Below are 2,109 nucleotides of genomic sequence, written 5' to 3'. Positions count from 1 at the left end.
GTCCGCAAACATCCTCGATTCCCGAAAACCTTAGATGAAGCCATTTTATTTGATCGAAATATATTAGAACATTTTGGGGAAATACTAAGAAGAGAGGGAAGTTTCTTTTTACAATCCGTGGAAACTGCTATAAAATAAAGAATTGTAAGAATCATTAAACAGGGAGGTTACATAGATGAGTGAAGAGAGTACAGGACTGAAGACAAGAGAAGAAGTTCCCACAGAGCTGACATGGAATCTGGAAGCCATTTTTTCAACCGATGAAGAGTGGGAAGAAGAATTTGAAGCGTTGAAAGAAGAGTATAAGAAGGTTGAGAAATTTAAAGGGACATTGGCAGATTCACCAGAAAATTTACTGAAGTTATTCCAATTTGAAGACGAGTTTGATGGACGATTGGAAAAGTTATATGTTTATGCACATATGCGTTCCGATCAGGATACGACAAATAGTAAATACCAAGACCAAAATGCAAGAGCTGCAAGTCTTGCGACAGAAGCGATGAGTGCATTCAGTTTTGTGACACCAGAGATTCTTGGAATGTCTGATGAACAAATTGAGTCATTTTTAACCCAAAATGAAGAATTGAAGACGTATGAGAAAACATTGCGAGATATTATGAAATCTCGACCTCATGTTCTAAGCGAGAAAGAAGAAGTATTGCTCGCTAAATCACAAGAAGTTTCAACTACAGCTGGAAAAACATTTGGTATGTTGGATAATGCGGATATTGAATTGCCCAAAATTACGAATGAAGAGGGAGAAGAAGTTCAATTATCCAGTGGTCGTTATCGGGAATTTCTTGATTCCAAGGACCGAGAAGTTCGCAAAAGTGCATTCCTGGGTATGCATAACACGTATAAAAGCTTTAAAAATACATTCGCGGCAACACTAAGTGGCCAAGTAAAAGGTGCGAACTTTTATGCGGATGCACGCAATTATGATTCAGCTCGTGCAGCATCACTAGACCGAAACAATATCCCTGAAAAAGTATACGACCAATTAGTCGATGCGGTCAATGATCGGTTACCATCACTTCATCGTTTTATGGATCTTAAGAAAAAAGTATTAGGTGTAGATGAATTGCATATGTATGATATTTATACACCGCTCGTGGATGAGAAAATTGAAGTGACAATTGATGAAGCGAAAGAGCATGTATTGGAAGGCCTTAAGCCACTTGGAGAAGAATACAACTCCATTTTACAAAAAGCTTATAATGAACGCTGGATCGATTGGTTAGAAACAAAAGGGAAACGAAGTGGAGCCTATTCATCTGGAAGCTACTTGACACGACCGTATATTTTGATGAATTGGAATGACAATATCGATAACTTGTTTACATTGGCACATGAATTGGGCCACTCGCTTCACAGTTATTACACCCATCAAAATCAAAACAAGAGATACGGCTCGTACTCAATCTTTGTTGCTGAAGTTGCATCAACTGCAAACGAAGCCCTATTGAATGATTACTTGCTAAAAACATTGGAAGACAAGAACAAAAAATTATACTTGCTCAACAACTTCTTGGAAGGATTCCGAGCAACATTTTTCCGTCAAACAATGTTCGCTGAATTTGAGCATGAAATTCATCAACGTGACCAAAATGGTGAAGCACTAACAGCTGACAAATTAACGTCTATTTATTATGATTTAAATAAAAAATACTTCGGCAACAACGTTCATGTAGACGAAGAAATTGGGTATGAGTGGGCAAGAATCCCGCATTTTTACATGAACTACTATGTTTATCAATATGCAACAGGATACGCTGCGGCAACAACCTTAGCTGATAAAATCTTAACTGAGGGAGAAGTTGCAGTCGAACGTTATAAGGATTATTTAAAAGCAGGGCGTAGCGAAGACCCGATTGACGTATTGAAAAAAGCGGGCGTCGATATGACGACGAAAGATCCGATTTATAAAGCATTGGATGTATTCGATGCAAAACTAGACGAATTTGAAAAATTATTAGCTGAATAAAAATAAAAAAACCATTCCACATACGGCATTATATCTGCCAACTGTGGAATGGTTTTTTATAGCTCTATACCCGCGAACGGTTACAAAAACCTGCAGGAAAGTCCTATAGAGCGGCTCTATACGCC

Annotated in this window: 1 protein-coding gene; it reads left to right on the top strand. The window is 38.0% G+C overall.

Features of this window, described 5'->3' with window-relative positions:
• The first annotated feature begins 175 nt into the window (after positions 1-175).
• Positions 176-1,984, top strand: coding sequence for an oligoendopeptidase F (gene pepF, locus FPQ10_RS11315; protein ID WP_144163617.1), 1,809 nt, complete (start codon positions 176-178; stop codon positions 1,982-1,984).
• Positions 1,985-2,109: the final 125 nt, after the last annotated feature.

Source organism: Allobacillus sp. SKP2-8, assembly GCF_007559355.1.
Classification (GTDB): Bacteria; Bacillota; Bacilli; order Bacillales; family Alkalibacillaceae; genus Allobacillus; species Allobacillus halotolerans.
This window is presented reverse-complemented; position numbering and strand designations above follow the sequence as displayed.